Annotated in this window: 11 protein-coding genes; 10 read left to right on the top strand and 1 reads right to left on the bottom strand. The window is 28.8% G+C overall.

Features of this window, described 5'->3' with window-relative positions:
- Nucleotides 1-240: 240 nt before the first annotated feature.
- The 10 genes from cfbB to J3E06_RS03060 all read left to right on the top strand — a co-directional run bounded on the left by cfbB (nucleotide 241) and on the right by J3E06_RS03060 (nucleotide 11621).
- Nucleotides 241-1620 carry a Ni-sirohydrochlorin a,c-diamide synthase gene (gene cfbB / locus J3E06_RS03105; RefSeq protein WP_013181008.1) on the top strand — a complete coding sequence of 460 codons (1380 nt, stop codon included), beginning with the start codon at nucleotides 241-243 and terminating at the stop codon, nucleotides 1618-1620.
- Between the two features lie 283 nt (nucleotides 1621-1903).
- Nucleotides 1904-2782 (top strand): diadenylate cyclase, encoded by an 879-nt coding sequence (locus tag J3E06_RS03100; protein ID WP_013181007.1) that lies wholly within the window; start codon nucleotides 1904-1906, stop codon nucleotides 2780-2782.
- A 290-nt stretch (nucleotides 2783-3072) separates the two neighbouring features.
- A complete protein-coding gene (gene hacA, locus J3E06_RS03095) occupies nucleotides 3073-4347 on the top strand; it encodes a homoaconitase large subunit (protein ID WP_013181006.1) in 1275 nt (424 codons plus the stop codon).
- Nucleotides 4348-4756: 409 nt separating this feature from the next.
- Entirely contained in the window at nucleotides 4757-5425 is a 669-nt protein-coding gene (locus J3E06_RS03090; RefSeq protein WP_013181005.1) for an energy-coupling factor ABC transporter permease, read from the top strand.
- A complete protein-coding gene (locus tag J3E06_RS03085) occupies nucleotides 5418-5726 on the top strand; it encodes an energy-coupling factor ABC transporter substrate-binding protein (protein WP_013181004.1) in 309 nt (102 codons plus the stop codon). Before J3E06_RS03090 ends, J3E06_RS03085 begins: the two co-directional genes overlap by 8 nt.
- A gap of 350 nt (nucleotides 5727-6076) precedes the next feature.
- Nucleotides 6077-6856, top strand: a complete 780-nt coding sequence (gene cbiQ / locus J3E06_RS03080) for a cobalt ECF transporter T component CbiQ (RefSeq protein WP_013181003.1) — start codon at nucleotides 6077-6079, stop codon at nucleotides 6854-6856.
- Between the two features lie 198 nt (nucleotides 6857-7054).
- Entirely contained in the window at nucleotides 7055-7909 is an 855-nt protein-coding gene (locus J3E06_RS03075) for an ATP-binding cassette domain-containing protein (protein ID WP_013181002.1), read from the top strand.
- A gap of 112 nt (nucleotides 7910-8021) precedes the next feature.
- The gene (locus J3E06_RS03070) at nucleotides 8022-8507 is read left to right on the top strand and encodes a MogA/MoaB family molybdenum cofactor biosynthesis protein (RefSeq protein WP_013181001.1); all 486 of its coding nucleotides are present in this window, start codon (nucleotides 8022-8024) and stop codon (nucleotides 8505-8507) included.
- 213 nt (nucleotides 8508-8720) lie between these two features.
- Nucleotides 8721-10127, top strand: a complete 1407-nt coding sequence (locus J3E06_RS03065; protein WP_013181000.1) for a lactaldehyde dehydrogenase — start codon at nucleotides 8721-8723, stop codon at nucleotides 10125-10127.
- A 114-nt stretch (nucleotides 10128-10241) separates the two neighbouring features.
- Entirely contained in the window at nucleotides 10242-11621 is a 1380-nt protein-coding gene (locus J3E06_RS03060; protein WP_013180999.1) for a TldD/PmbA family protein, read from the top strand.
- A gap of 156 nt (nucleotides 11622-11777) precedes the next feature.
- Here J3E06_RS03060 and J3E06_RS03055 read toward each other — a convergent pair whose 3' ends face one another.
- Nucleotides 11778-12578: a Rossmann-like domain-containing protein gene (locus J3E06_RS03055; protein ID WP_013180998.1), complete on the bottom strand. Its 801-nt coding sequence runs from the start codon at nucleotides 12576-12578 to the stop codon at nucleotides 11778-11780.
- Between the last annotated feature and the right edge of the window lie 280 nt (nucleotides 12579-12858).

Below are 12858 nucleotides of genomic sequence, written 5' to 3'. Positions count from 1 at the left end.
TCATAATTCTTTAAACATAAATTACTATCTAAAACTATTAATAACCCTATCTTTTGAATACTATAATATCATAATAATATATAATTTAAATATATGGATATTTAGTATTATAATTTTTTATAATAGTAATACGTAATATAATCATACTTAAAATTTAGTTAAATTATTATTATTATTATTATTATTATTATTACTATTATTAGTATTATTTGAAAATAATATCAAAAGTTGCGTGAAATTATGAAACGATTAGTTATTGCAGGTACTTCTTCAATGGTGGGAAAAACTACTGTATCGACAGGTATTATGGCAACACTCAGTAAAAAATTAAATGTACAACCATATAAAATAGGTCCAGACTATATAGACCCTACATACCATACTACTGCCACCAATAACCATTCAAGGAACTTAGATAGTTTTTTTATGAATGATGTTCAGATAAAAAAATTATTTGCTAAAAACTCAAAAAGAGCCGATATAAGTATAATTGAAGGAGTAAGGGGACTTTATGAAGGATTATCCCCATATAACGACGTAGGAAGTACTGCATCAGTTGCAAAAAGTTTAAAAAGTCCGGTAATTTTGTTAATTGATGCACGAAGTCTTACAAGGAGTGCTGCTGCAATAATTAAAGGTTTTAAAAGTTTTGATGAAGATATTAATATTCAAGGAGTCATATTTAATAAAATAAGGGGGGAAAAACACTATGAAAAATTAAAAGATGCTGTAGAATACTATGATAAAGAAATAAAAATAATTGGTGCGATACCTCGAAGTGAAGAATTGACAGTTTCGCAAAGACATTTGGGTTTAGTACCAACTCCTGAAAAGAAAAATGAAATGGCTTCTCAAATAGGGCTTTGGGCGGAAACTATTGAAAATAATTTGGATATGGAACTTTTAAAAGAAATAAGTGATGTAGATTTTGAAGCAGATTTCGAATTTGACAATTTAATACCGGATTCCGAGGAAAATATATTATGGGATATAAATAAAAATAAGTGTAAAATAGCTATTGCGCACGATGAAGCGTTTAACTTCTATTATTGGGACAATGTTGATGCTTTAAAAGATAATGGTGCTAAAATAGAATTCTTCAGTCCTTTACACGATTCTGAAGTTCCTGATTCAGATATTATATATATTGGGGGTGGCTACCCCGAAATATTCGCAAAAGAATTGAGTGAAAATAAAGATATGTTAAATTCAATTTGTCAAAAAGTTGAAAATAAAGAATCTAAAATTTATGCAGAATGTGGTGGCTTAATGTATGCTGCTAAATCTGTTGATGGGCATAAAACCCTTGGATTACTAAATTGTGATTCTATTACTACCAAAAATGTACAAGGATTGAGTTATGTCAAAGGAGAATTTTCAGAAGATTGCCATATTGGTAAATCAGGTTTTAAATTTAGAGCGCACGAATTCCATTACTCAAAATTAATAAATATCAAGGAAAATGCTAAATTTGCATATAAAATTAATAGGGGCGTAGGAATATCAAATAATTATGATGGCCTATTAAACGAAGACAAAACAGTATTAGGAGGATATACTCACCAGCATTGTATCGGAAATCCGTATTTTGCAAGTTCTCTTGTTAATTACATTCAATAAATTTACTTTTTTAAGAAAATCATATTAAAATTAAAGTGTTAAAAAAATTATATCAAAAAATACATATATCTGCAAATACAAAGATTATATTAGATTAAATTAATATAAATTCGGCATATTAACTCACAGTTTAAAATATAACAACATTTCATAATTTAAAATTATATTAAGCTATCTAATATACGTAAATTTATAAATATAAACATTTGTGTATTTTCAGAGTTGCGAAATATGTAAATTATAAATTCGAACTTCTAAATTTTAATTGTTATTGGTGTTTTTAATGGATAAAATTAAATATGTTATAAAGCATGGTTTAGAGTTGTCTAACGATTTAAACGCAGACACGGTTATAATATTCACCGAATCAGGCCTATCATACGAAATTTATAAAGAATTTGTGCAAGAAAATCCTAAATTATTAAAAAATGGTTTAAAAGTAATAACGGCCACTCCAAATAAAGATACATACTTTAAACTTAAAAATGAACCCATAATACCCATATTAATGAATTATGGTAAAAATAGCAAAGTTTCAACAGTTAATCAAGCTATGATTGTATTATTGGAAAATGGATTATTGAATATGGGCGAATTGATAGTATCAATCTTCGGTACTTCGCAAATAACTCGAAGTAATAATATTTCAGTCTTAGAAGTGGATGATTATCCGGACTTTGTAAAATTTTATAAGTATATTAGCTCATTAGAGGATATTAAGAAAAAAGTAGTCTTAGAATCTTTAACTATCTGTATAGAACTTTCTGTTGAGGGTAGAGAAGGTAAATCTATAGGTACTACATTTTTAATCGGTGAAAAATCGGAATTATTAAAAATGACCACCCCTTTGATACTAAATCCTTTTGAATGCCACGATGCCATAATATTTGATAAAAAAGTTAAAGGAACGCTAAAAGAGTTATCCACTATTGATGGGGCGTTTTTAGTTGATTATATTGGTAATGTCTTCGGAGGCGGTAGATATATAAATTGTGGAGGTGCCAATATCAATTTACCTCACGGTTTAGGTGCCCGACACTACTCTGCTGCAACAATTACTAAATATTTAGATTGTGTTGCAATTACATTATCTGCGAGTGGAGGCATAGTAAGAGTATTCAAAAATGGGGAAATATTGGCTGAATTCAAGCCTAATTCATAAATTAATTGAGTATATACAATACTACATAAAAATATTTTATGCAATTTTTATTTTATTATTTTAGTTTATTTTTATTTTATTTTTATTTTATTTTATTTTTAGTTTAGTTTATTATTTGACATTTATTTTAAAATATGATGTCCTTAATACTAAAAATATATCAGATATAATCGATAAATATATAATAAATACAAAATAATAAGATTGTAAATAAATAATTTAATTTAAAAAGTTTAAAGTATGAAAATTTAACATAATTCTTTGAAAAACGTATACATTTTGGTGAAATTATGACACTTGCGGAAAAAATAATGTCTAAAAAAATGGGTAGGGAAGTTGTTGCAGGCGAAACCGTTGAAGTTGATGTCGATATTGCAATGACGCATGACGGAACTACTCCTTTAACTGTTAAAACTTTTGAAAAAATTGCAAATAAAGTATGGAACCCAGATAAAATCGTTATAGTATTTGACCATAACGTACCTGCAAATACTGCAAAAGCGGCAAATATGCAAGTAATTACTCGAAATTTTGTAAATGAACAAGGTATCAAAAACTATTACAAAGGTGGAGAAGGCATTTGTCATCAATTATTACCCGAAAATGGTCATGTATTACCAAATACCATTATAACAGGTGGCGATAGCCATACCTGTACACACGGGGCATTTGGGGCATTTGCTACAGGTTTTGGAGCTACAGATATGGGTTATATATATGCTATGGGTAAAACTTGGTTAAAAGTGCCTGAAACAATTCGTATAGAAGTATCTGGCGTTAATGAACGTATATTCGGTAAAGATATTATCTTAAAAACCTGCAAAGAAATTGGTAGAAGTGGAGCAACGTATATGGCTCTTGAATACGGTGGAAATGCAGTCAAAAATTTAGATATGGATGACAGAATGACTATGAGTAATATGGCCATAGAAATGGGCGGTAAAACTGGTTTAATTGAAGCTGACGATACTACCTATAACTATTTAGCACGTGCGGGAGTTAATGAGTCAAAAATAGCAGAACTTAAAAAAGAAAGATTAACTTCTGATTATTACAATTCTAATCTTGAAAATGATTCTTATTATGACGTTGTAGAATTTGATATTACCGATATGGAAGAGCAAGTTGCTTGTCCGCATCATCCTGATAACGTGACAGACGTTTCAAATATTAAAGGGCTTGAAATAGACCAGGTATTCATCGGTTCTTGCACCAATGGTAAAATAAACGACCTTAGAATCGCTGCAAAGTACTTAAAAAACAGTAAAGTACATAGAAATGTTAGGTTAATAATAATACCCGCTTCTAAAACAATATTCAATCAAGCACTTAATGAAGGACTTATACAAACTTTCATAGATGCAGGTGCTATGATATGTACGCCAGGTTGTGGTCCTTGCTTAGGGGCTCATCAAGGTGTTTTAGGAGATGGTGAAGTTGCGTTATCTACAACTAATAGAAACTTTAAGGGTAGAATGGGCAATCTAAATTCAGATGTCTATCTTTCATCACCTGCCATAGCTGCAATGAGTGCCATTAAAGGTTATATCACAAATGAACATTAAATATTAAAAAAATACTCGTTATTTCTAATTAAATTGCTTTTTTTCTATTTTTTTATCTTTTACTACTTTTTAAAGTATATTTTAAGGTATTTTAAAATTATATGTAATTAAAAATAAATATTTATTTATTAAAATTAACTTTAATAATGTTCTACTTAAATTTAATTAACAATATTTATATACTATAAACGTAGTAAATTTAAATTGCATAATATAAAATTAAATAGAATTACTAGTTAACTATGTAAAATAACAACATAATTAGCATATTTAATTAGCATACTATATACTCAAAATAAATTAAAAATACCATACTACATAATTAATAAAAATAGAATATTTTTAAGTTAATTTTAAAAATCAACGATGTTAAAAATGTTAAAAACGTAAAAAATAATGAGGTGATATCTTGCACATTATGGAAGGTTATTTACCCATGGAATGGGCAATAGTTTGGTATATTATATCCGCTATTGTTGTAGGATATGGGATATTAAACTTAAATAAAGTTCTTAAAAATAATCCTGAAGCTAAACCTTTATTGGCTATTTCCGGTGCTTTTATGTTCGTTTTAAGTTCTTTAAAACTACCATCGGTATCAGGAAGCTGTTCACACCCAACAGGTAATGGTTTAGGTGCTATATTATTTGGTCCTGCGATTACATCAGTTTTGGCAACCATTGTATTGTTATTCCAAGCATTAGTACTTGCACACGGTGGTATATCCACATTAGGTGCCAATATATTCTCAATGGGTATTATGGGACCATTTGTAGGATACTTGGTATTTAAAGCTTTGAGAGGAAAATTAAATATTACTTGGGTTGTAATGCTTACTGCAATATTTGCAGATTGGGCAACATATTTGACTACGTCAATACAGTTAGCTTTAGCATTCCCTGTTCCAGACTTTATGTCGTCATTCACGGAATTTGGAACAATATTTGCAATAACACAGATACCTCTTGCAATAGCAGAAGGTCTTATTACTGCATTGTTATGGGATTACTTGTCTGAATTAAGACCTGAATTATTTGAAAAAATAACAAACATAAAAAAAGGTGGTAATAATGAGTAATAAACATCTCTTTATGATTTTAGCACTTATTGCCATTATTGTAGCACCTTTGATTATATACAGTGGGCTTGGTGAAGACGACGGATATTTCGGCGGTGCTGATGGAGCTGCCGAAGAACAAATTATCATAATACAACCAGAATATGAACCTTGGTTTAATTCATTCTGGGAACCTCCAAGTGGGGAAATAGAAAGTTTATTATTTGCTTTACAGGCTGCCATAGGTGCCATAATAATTGGATACTATATTGGATACTTTAAAGGACTTAAAAAGAATAATAAACCTGAAAATAATGAATAAACTTAGTTATGGGGACAAAATAAAAATATAACATAATAAAATACTTTAACTCTCCTATTTTACATATTTAGACATATCTCTTAATTTTTTTTATTGTTTATTTTTTATTTTTTATTTTTTTAAATTAGTTGAGTAGTTGATTAGTTGATTAACTATTTAATAATATATATATATATATATATATATATATCAATTAAAAATAATACACTCAATTAAAGATTATTTAATAATTATCAATTAAGTTTTAATAACATTAATGGCATAATGTACACCAACTAAAAATAAAATTTAATACGATATAAATCTATTAAAACGTTAAAATACAGATTAATTTAGGTTATGGCGATAAAATGGTTCAAAAATTATTGATTGATGATATTGCTCACTCTAATGGATTATATCACATAAATCCCCAATTAAAAGTAATATTTTCAATGATATCTTTATTTGTAGTATTATTATTTAATTCCCCAACTATTTGTATTTTAATGGCTATTTCAATGATTATTTTAACAATTTTCAAAGCAAAAGTTCCCAAAGGAATATATTTTAAATTATTATCAATTCCAGTATTATTTGGAATATTTTCATTGGTATTTATGACATTACTATTTGGTACAGACGTTTGGTTTAGTATAAACGTAGGAAATTTCTCAATTCCTTTATATTATGAGGGTTTTAATTTAGGATATCACGCCCTATTTAGAATGTTTGCAGGTGTAAGTTGTACTTTATTTTTAGCACTTACTACCCCAATTACGCAATTATTTACCGTTTTAAAAGATTTAAAGATACCTCAAAGCGTTATTGAAATTACTATGTTGATATACAGATATATTTTCATATTGATTGATGAAGCTTTGATGATAGAAAACGCTCAAAAAACGAGATTTGGATATTCAGGATTTAAAAATTCGTATAAATCAATGGGAATACTTGCAGGTGTGATGTTATTACGCTCGTTAGATAAAGGCGATAATTTATACACTACGATGTGCGCTCGAGGCTATGATGGGAATATCCACCATTTTGGAGAAAAACAATCAATTGCGAAAAGCCAAATATTTGGAATATTTTTATTTGAAGGAATTATTATTTTATTAGGGCTAATCCCCACTTTAATATATTAAAAAATAATGTATCACATTTTTTATAATATAATAAATTATTATGTGTATATTATGTTTATGTCAAAATTTTATAATCTACAAGATAATAATTTTAGATAAGTTATATTTTCAGTTTTATATTTTTATGGTTTTATATTTTTATAATACCATAATTTTTTATTAAATTTAATTAGAATTTATAATAATTGCGGTGATATATTGCCAATTCTCGAAGTAAATGACTTAGTTTATAAATATCCTGATGGTACTTCTGCGTTAAACGGTATTAATTTTAAAGCTAACAAAGGGGATATGATTGCGATTTTAGGACCTAATGGGGCTGGAAAATCAACATTATTTTTACATTTTAACGGCATTCTAAAACCAAAAGAAGGAGTTGTTAAAGTCAAAGAAAATCCCATATCCTACAAAAATAAAGATTTACTCGAAGTACGGAAAACAGTCGGTATCGTATTTCAAAATCCCGATGACCAACTTTTTGCCCCTACTGTTGCACAAGATATTGCATTTGGACCAATGAATTTAGGATTAAATCACGACGAAGTGGCCAAAAGAGTAAAAGAATCTTTAAAAGCGGTCGATATGGAAGGTTATGATGAAAAACCACCGCACCATTTAAGTGGGGGTCAGAAAAAAAGAGTTGCAATTGCAGGTATTTTGGCTATGAAACCCGAAATAATAGTCCTTGATGAACCTACTGCAGGTCTTGACCCACTTGGAGCATCTCAAATTATGCGATTATTGTATGATTTGAATAAACAAGGTATTACGATTATAATTTCAACTCACGACGTTGATTTAGTTCCTGTTTATGCTAATAAGGTTTACTTAATAAGTAATGGAAAAATTATAAAAAATGGAACTCCTAAAGAAATATTTAGCGATACTGAAGCCATCAGAAATTCAAAATTAAGATTACCTCGTATTTCGCATTTAATAGAAATATTGAAGCGTGAGGATAAATTAAACATTGATATGGGCTATACAATTGGCGAAGCTCGAACAAATTTATTGGATTATATGAAAACTAATAAAATGAAAATCAAAGAATAATTTATAAAATATAGGTTATTTATAATAATAAATTAGTGCATCAAATTTAATATATTCATATGAATATATATTAAATTACAATATAATTATAAAATTAAAAATGAGGGATTTTATGCATACTAAAGTACAAAACATAAGATATGCAGTAGTTTCCATTAGCGATAGCAGGTATATGGAAAAATTAAGGGGTTTAACTGTTGAAGATGGTTCAGGTATGTTATTGAGGGATGAATTAAACGCTGAAATATACGAATTAATTCCCGATAGTCCTGAAATGATAAAAGGTCTTATAAAACATATTGTAGAGTATTCTGATGTCGAGTGTATCGTATTAACTGGCGGTACGGGGCTATCTAACAGAGATAATACTTCAGAAGTAGTCAATGAATTATATGATAAAAAACTCGAAGGTTTTAGTATAGTATTCCACAAATTAAGCTATGATGAAGTTCAATTTTCGACAATACTCTCAAGAGCTTCTGCAGGAATATATAATAAAAAACTTATTTACTCATTGCCTGGTTCAGTTAATGCTTGTAAAACTGGTTTAAAAATAATTAAAAAAGAAAGCGGTCATATTTTAGGTCATATTGAATAATTTCTTATTTTATTTTAATTTCTTTTTTTAAATTAATAATATGTTAAATTTTTAAATAATATTCATCTTATTTTACGAAGATTATTAATATTTTAAAATAGATAATATTTTAAAGAATTGATTAAAAGGAATGTTATATCATATTGAAAAAATTATTAAATTATTAAATTATTAAATTATTTTAATTATGTTGATGATTATAAAGGTGATTTTATGTTTATTGATGGTAAATGGATATTAAGAGATGAAATCGACGTTATAAACCCATACGACTACAAAGTGATTGAAAAAATTACTGCAAATACCAGAGATGAAACTAAAAATGCAATAAAAGTTGCTGTGGAAAATAAAGAACATATGCGTAAATTATCGGCAAATAATCGTTATAAAATATTAATGAGATTAGCAGAAGCTGTTTCAAATAATAAAGATAGGTTTATAAAATTATTGGCCGTTGATGCAGGAAAACCCGTTAAACAGGGGCGAATAGAAGTAGATAGGAGCATTACAGCACTTAGATTATCTGCCTTTTATGCCAAAGAATTACGTGGGGAAACGATTAATTCAGAAAATAGGCTTATTTACACTAAAAAAGAACCTGTGGGTGTTGTTGGAGCTATTACTCCATTTAATTACCCTTTGAACTTAGTTGTGCATAAAATAGCACCTGCGATAGCTACGGGTAATACAATAGTATTACATCCATCTTCTAAAGCTCCATTATCCGCAATATTACTTACAAAGTTAATAGAAAATACATTAAAAAAGATGAAAATACCATTAGGGGTATTTAATTTAATCACAGGGCACGGGGAAATAGTGGGTAATGAAATAGCCACTAATGACAATGTTAATATGGTTTCATTCACCGGTAGTGTGGAAGTAGGTAAAAATATTGCCAAAAATGCAGGTATGAAAAAAATTGCTCTTGAATTAGGGGGTAATAATCCATTAATAGTTTTAGACGATTGTGATATTGATAAAGCCGTAGAAAGTGCAGTAAAAAGTAAATATCTTAATTCCGGACAGGTTTGCATTTCGGTAGGTAAAGTTTTAGTGCATGAAAATATTTACGATGAGTTTATAGATAAATTAATGGATAAAACCCGAAATTTCAACGTAGGAAATCCACTTGAGGATAGTACAGATATGGGACCGCTTATTACCTCAGAAAGTGCGGATAAAGTAGAAAATTTAATAAAAAAAGCCATTTCAGAAGGCGGGGAATTAATAACTGGGGGCATGAGACGAGATTCATTAATAAGCCCTACAATAATATCAGTTAGAGAAAATAATAGCCTTTTAAATGTTGAAACTTTTGGACCAGTTTTACCCATTACAAAAATTATAAATATGGAGCACGGGCTTGAATTAGCAAATAAAGGTAATTACGGATTACAAGCGGGCGTTTTTACCAAAGATATTAATAAAGCTATGTATCTTGCAGAAAATCTTGAGTATGGGGGAGTTATGATTAACAATAGCCCAACTTTTAGACAAGATAATATGCCATTTGGGGGCGTTAAAAATAGTGGATTGGGTAGAGAAGGGATAAAATACACCGTTGAAGAGATGACAGAGACTAAAACTATTGTAATACATAATGATTTTAATTTTTAGATTTAAATTTAAATAATATTACATTCAAATAAAACATATTTATTTTAAAATATTATGATAATCTATATCATTTATAAAAAAATTATAATATTTATAAAAATTATTGGTGAAGTTATGGACTTAAATTTAAATTGCTTAAATATTGAAAAAATCGAGAAATTACTTGAAATAGGAACTTATGCAGATATTAGGGTATTAAAAAGCTGTTCCAACAACATAGTAATGAAAGACGGCGAAGTAGACGAAATATCCGGTGGAAATTATGGGGGCGTTATTGTTAGGGTGCTTGAAAATAACGGTTGGGGCTTAGCAACGTCCAATAATATAAATATGACCAATATCGAAGAATTATTCGATAGCGCCTACAAAAGTGCTAAATTATCAAATATGCACACCAACAAAGAAGTTATAATGAAAGAAGTGCCCATAATAAATGATAAAGTAGTATCAAAAGTTAAAATAAACCCATTGGATATTTCAATTGAAGAAAAAAAAGAATATATGAATATTGTAAATAACAACCTTAAAGACGAAAATAACCAAATTGTAAGCAAATCTGTCAATTATTCTGATGCAGAAGGTGCTTCATTATTATTTACAAGTGAAGGAACCCATATTGAGAGTGAAGGGATAAAAACACTTATGAGAATGATGGCTGTTTCAAAAGGGGAATCTTTACAGTTTGCATTTGATAAATCTGGCGGAGATGGTTTTGAAGCCATAGCTAACGATAATTTAGAAGAAAAAAGTAGAAAAGTTAAAGAAAGAGCTTTAAGATTACTTAATGCAAAACCTTGCCCAAAAGGAGAATTTAATGTGGTTTTAGACCCCGAATTAGCTGGTGTATTCATACACGAAGCAGTTGGACACGCTACTGAAGCAGATTTGGTATTATCTAACGATAGCGTATTTAAAGATAAAATAGGCGAAGTAGTAGGTAGTGAAGAAGTAAGTGTAATAGATGACTCCACAATCGAAGGTTCTTTTGGATTCTATAAATATGATAATGAAGGTGTGAAAGGAACTAAATCAGTACTTATTGAGAACGGCGTTTTAAAAGGATATTTACATTCTCGAGAAACTGCAGGAAGGCTTAATATGGAAGCAACTGGAAACTCAAGAGCTCAAGCACTTAATAAGCCTATCGTACGAATGAGTAATACATACATAAAGTCAAAAGACTGGAAATTCGACGAATTAATACAAGATACAAAAGACGGTATTTACTTAATTGGCTCTCGAGGTGGACAAGTCGATACGGGTAAAGGATTATTCCAATTCAATTCAGTTGAAGCTTTTATGATTGAAAACGGAGAATTAACTGTTTCACTTAAAGATGCAGGATTAAGTGGGGAAATTATGTCGATATTACACGATGTAGATGCAGTTAGTGATGATTTCTACCTTAGCAAAGGATATTGTGGTAAAGGAGGTCAAAGTGTACCGGTAGGTGATGGGGGAGGTTGCATAAGAACCAAAACCACATTATGCTAAATATGTAAATATTTAATTATATATAAATATTTAATTATATCAATCTTTTTTAATTTTACTGAAATTGTAGGCGTATAATAAATTATAAAAAAAATATAAAAAAATTATGTATTAAAAAATAATATATATTAAATATCGAATATTAAAAAGGGTTATTTATTTGTAATTTTCTACATTTATTGTATATTTAGTCCCTTTTTGGAATAATCCACACGAAGAACCTAATTTTAAGTTCATAACTGTGTCATTTACGTCATTTACCATTACAGAACCCAAATGAGTTATTTTTGTTCCATCCAATAATTTTGGGTGCATTTGTGCAGTAGGTCCTGTTAAAACATTTATTTTTGAATTTATTGCCCTATCTAATACCATATCAATTGTATCATTTACCATTGTCGAACCTGTGATAAATAAAGCGTCCATTTCGGGCAATAATCTGTATTCAAAAGTATCCATTAATGAACCAGTTGAACAGCAAGAACTACCCCTATCAAACACATAAATGTTGTAATCGCCTTTTTTCTGCAATTCCTTTGCAATAGGTGCAATATTTCCGACAAATCCGATGTTTTTTACACCATCTAAATTTAATATTACTTCAACAGCATCTTGCTTCTCTAAATCTTGCGTGATTATGTAGTATTGAGAAATTGCGTTTATGGTTGAAACTGCTAAAGCTCTGTCAGTATATGAAAAACTTGAAATTTTATTGAGTAATGAGTAAATATCCGGTGTTGTGTTTTCTATTTTGTTGCAAGAACCACCTTCATTTAATACCATTGCTGCACCTAAAACTTCCTTTGAAGTTCCATCTTTATTCACGAACTCTAAAACCGTGTATGCGTAAGGAACTCCGAGTGAAAAATCTTTTAAAATTACTTCTTTTAAATTACCGCTTTCTAAATCAGTTTTTATTAATTCTATTGCTTTATCCTTCATCTGTTCTACTATCATAATGCCACCAGGGGATATTTCTTTAATTTTTATATTTTGTTGTATTTTTTATATCTTGTTATACCTTGTTATATCTTGTTATATATCAAAGTTAATGGAATTAAGTTATTATTTTGTAATTATGCAATTATTATATATTAATTATACAATTATTCCAATTACATATAATACTTACGAAATGAATTTAAATTTAAGAGGATTATTTTAAAATATTTGATAAATATATCGATACAGGGATATACTTACATATTATTGTTATTATTGTTATTATACACCAATA

Source organism: Methanococcus voltae (assembly GCF_024807655.1).
Classification (GTDB): Archaea; AGJL01; Methanococci; order Methanococcales; family Methanococcaceae; genus Methanococcus; species Methanococcus voltae_D.
The sequence above is the reverse complement of the archived record's forward strand: the minus strand, read 5'-3'. Positions and strand labels throughout refer to the sequence as shown.